The organism is Roseateles sp., assembly GCF_036404855.1.
Taxonomy (GTDB): Bacteria; Pseudomonadota; Gammaproteobacteria; order Burkholderiales; family Burkholderiaceae_C; genus Pelomonas.
Genome location: NZ_DASWYS010000372.1, coordinates 1 through 3,434 on the forward strand (window position 1 = coordinate 1; position 3,434 = coordinate 3,434).

2 protein-coding genes and 1 pseudogene are annotated in these 3,434 nt (G+C 67.8%); all 3 read right to left on the bottom strand.

Features of this window, described 5'->3' with window-relative positions:
• Positions 1-357: pseudogene (locus tag VGF12_RS24945) on the bottom strand (hypothetical protein); the annotation flags it as partial.
• A 1-nt stretch (position 358) separates the two neighbouring features.
• Positions 359-1,888: a DUF935 domain-containing protein gene (locus VGF12_RS24950; protein ID WP_331178750.1), complete on the bottom strand. Its 1,530-nt coding sequence runs from the start codon at positions 1,886-1,888 to the stop codon at positions 359-361.
• Positions 1,885-3,434: hypothetical protein (locus VGF12_RS24955; protein ID WP_331178751.1), on the bottom strand; the 1,550-nt coding region annotated here is incomplete at its 5' end. The genes VGF12_RS24950 and VGF12_RS24955, both read right to left, overlap by 4 nt.

Genomic DNA, 3,434 nt, shown 5'->3' on the forward strand with positions numbered 1-3,434 from the left:
CTTGAGCTGCTGCTCCTGGTGCCAGCGGCCGGCGTTGTAGCTCTGCCGCAGGTTGGTCTCGTAGATGACCCGGCTGCGCCAGTTGCGCCCGCCGTTGTAGTCCCAGCCGTGCTTCGCCACGATGCTGTCGAAGCGGGTGCGGAACTGCGCCAGCGTCTCGCCGTCCTCGATGGCGGCGCGCACTGCCTGGCGGAAGTCCGCCAGCAGGTCGATGCGGTTGGCCCCCGCCACCATGAAGCCGTTGTCGTGCTGGGCCTCCCACAGGTCCAGCCAGCTGTCCGTCAGGACGTTGGTCTTCTGCCGGAAGAACGCGATCTGCTGCTTGAACGGCAGCGAGCCGTAGGCGACCGTGGCCACGTCAGCGCTGCATCAGCTCGTAACGGCCGGCCAAGTGCGCGGCGGTCATCGCCTCGGCGAACGCCTGGGCGTAGTCGTCCAGCTCCATGTCGCTGGCCAGCGACAGCAGCCCGGCCTCCAGCTCGGCGAAATCGGCGGCCTTGTCTACCAGCGCACGGACCTGGTCGTTCCAGCGCTTACCGGTGGGGTTGACCCGCGCGTTCAGCTGGCGGCCCATGCGCACCTCGATCGCGTCCTCGCCCTCGGCGAACTGCACGCCATGTCGACGCAGCAGGTTGACGACGCCGCGGCCCACGTCGGCGAACTCGGCGCCGGCGATCGCGCTGGGCGTGCCGGCCTCGCCGGGCTGCAGTTCCGCCGGTGCCTGACGCTCCACCCACTCGCCGCCGTACTTGTCCTTGATGTACTTGAGCGTGGGCTTGAAGCCCCAGCGCTGGATCTTGTCGTCTCGCTCGGCCGCGGTGTTGAGGTCTTCGTCTTCCTCGGTCACGCGCCACACGCGCGGCAGCTCGGCGTCGGGGAAGTTCCAGGCCATCAGCTGCGGCACGATCTGCTGGTTGAAGCTCTCGCACACCAGGTCGGCGTCGGCCTTGATGATGTCGTCCCGCACGTCGCCCTGCAGGTCTTCGTTGCCCAGCTTGCCGGGCGTGCCCTGCGTGCTGGCGGTCTGGCCCAGCGTCGCCTTCTGGATGGCGGCGTTCATGGTGTCGTGCAGGGTCTTGTAATCGGCGGTGCCGCTGCGTGCGGCCTCGATCAGCTCCAGCTCCATGCCGGTGGGGATGATCACGCCGCTGTCCTGGTGGATGGCGCGCGTGGCGGACAGCAGCGCCTGTTTCTCGGCGGGCGTCGCCTCGTTGGGGTACTTGCCCAGCCCCGTGGGCATGCCGAACTTCTCCAGGAAGGTCAGCCAGAACTTGATCCCGTTGCGCTTGAACAGCACCGGCCAGTAGAGCCAGTGCGCCAGGCCCAGGCCGTAGGGCTCGTCGTCGTGGTCGGCGCCGCAGCAGAAGTCCCAGAAGTACGGGCGCTCGCAGGGGATGCCCTCGAACATGCTGGCCTGCGTCAGCAGGCGCAGGTCGCCGTCCTTGCCGTAGCGGAAGCGGCGGCGGTTGCGCACCTTGATCGCGCTGATGCCGATCTTGCCCTCGTCCACGCCGTAGATCAGCTCGGCCACGGCGTAGCCGTAGAACACGCCGAACAGCATCTTCTCCGTGGTGTTGTCCCAGCGCAGCTTTTGCAGCTGCTGCTGCAGCCACTCGGCCGCCTGCTTGTCCTTGCGGCGCTCGCCGCCGGCGTCGACGCGGAACTCGCACTGGACCACCGCGGACTGGCGCTGGCCGAAGGCCGCCTTCACTTCCTCGTCGCTGCGCACCTGCTCGTAGATGGCCAGGTCGCCGCCGCGGTTGCGCAGCACGCTGTCGAACGGCTGCAGCAGCGGGCCGGTGTAGCCGCGGGTGATGTCGATGCCGTCGCGGGTCGTCGCAATCTCGCGGTTGAGCACGGGGCGCGGGGTATTGGTCAGGTCGTTCACAGGTAGCCCTCGAAATCGTTGCCGCCGCCCACGCCACCGAAGCCGTCCGCGGTGAAATCGCCCGCGCTGGCGAAGGAGCGGCGGCCGGTGGACTGGAACTCGATCTTCACGCCGGCGGCGTGGTTGAGTGCGGCGAACTGCATCAGGGCGCCGGCGATGGCGCCGTCGCCGTGGCGCACCAGGTCCGCATCCTTCAGGTCCTTGCGCTCCAGCTTGGGAACCATCGGGATGCCGTCCACGTATTCCACCGCGCGGTGGTCGTCCTCGAGCGAGGCGTCGCGCGGCAGCGTAATGAACCCGTCCTCGAACAGGTCGACGTACTTGCCCATCCATTCGCCGTACCACTTGCGCGACAGCGTCACCTCATGGATCGGCCCGCCGGAGTAGCGGCCGGTTTCTTCATCCAGCACCGCTCGTCCGTAGCGGTCGCCGGTGTATTCCATCAGCGTCTGCCCGGGACCGGTGGCATCGCCGGCAAACGACCAGCGGCCCTGCGCGTTGGCCTTCAGGTGGTCCAGGAGCGCCCAGAGAATCTGCTCCTGCTGACGCGCGGGAGCGTTTGCCAGCTCGACCAGGAACGGCGCGTCGCGGCGCAGCTCCGCGTCGATGCGGGCGGGGATGATGACCGAGAAGTGGCGATGCCTGGCGAAGTCCATGCCCAGGGCCCAGCGGCCCTTGTGGCCCTCGCACGCGGCCTCGATGACCGGCATCAGCTGCTTTGCGATCCACGTCCTGCACCAGGTCTCACGCTCGCTTTCGGTCCGCTTCGGGAAGTCGTCGTCGAACACGATGCGCAACACCGGGCGCACCTCGGGCATCGCGCGCTCGATCCAGACGGAGGGGATCACCGAGCCGTCGCCATCGCGCGGAATGACGTCCAGCTCCTCGCGCATCGCGGCCTTGCGCGGGCCGTAGGCGGAACGGATTCCGGTGTACCAGTCCTTCTTGGCCTCGGGGGTAGCTTCGACGCCGCGCATGGCACACACGCGTTCGTACAGCCCATTGGCCACGGCGTCATCGAAGGTGATGCGGATCGCCTTGGCCTTCTTGCCGTAGCGCCCCGCCTGCACGTCCTTGACCAGCGCATGGAATGGGTTCTTCTTGCCACGGTGCGAAGACCACACGCGGATGCGCCCGCCCCAGATCAGCAGGGCGGTGGCGGATTCCAGCACCTTCGAGACGTCCTTGTGCAGCGCCGCCTCATCCAGATCGACGTCGCCCTGCAGGCCGTGGATGTTCTCGGGCCGAGAGGACAGCGCGGTGATCTTGAAGCCGCTGGCGAAGCGGACGCGGAACGCCTGGATGTTGCGGCTTGTGCCGTCCGGCGACTGGTCCACGAAGATGTGTTGCTCGATCCGGGTGGCTTGGCCGCGCGCGATGATCGGCGCGAACTTGGCCACGTAGCCGATGTACTCGAGGCCCTTTTCCTTGGTGTCGGCCGCGTACCAGATGTTGCGGCCTCCGGCTTCCTTGGACGTGGCTGCCGTGATCGTGTCGGTCATCGCCTGGGCGAAGGTGATGCCAGTGCGCCGGCCCTTCTCGCAGA